Raw genomic sequence first — 227 nt, forward strand, 5'->3', positions numbered from 1 at the left:
TTGCTGGCCAGTCGCTATCCGACCACCGCTGACCTGGACTACCACCTGACCACGCTTTTTCCTCCGGTGCGGCCACGCGGGTGGCTGGAGATCCGCTACCTCGACAGTGTCCCCGACGCGATCTGGCCCGCGGTGGTGTACACGTTGGTGACACTGCTCGACGATCCCGATGCCGCCGATCTTGCGGCCGAGGCCGTCGAGCCGGTCGCCACTGCCTGGGACGCCGC

General features: G+C 67.8%; 1 protein-coding gene. It reads left to right on the forward strand.

Features of this window, described 5'->3' with window-relative positions; genetic code table 11:
* Nucleotides 1–227: glutamate-cysteine ligase family protein (locus AC5Y5W_RS25010; protein WP_500022666.1), on the forward strand; the 227-nt coding region annotated here is incomplete at both ends.

The organism is Mycobacterium sp. NGS51 (assembly GCF_059812525.1).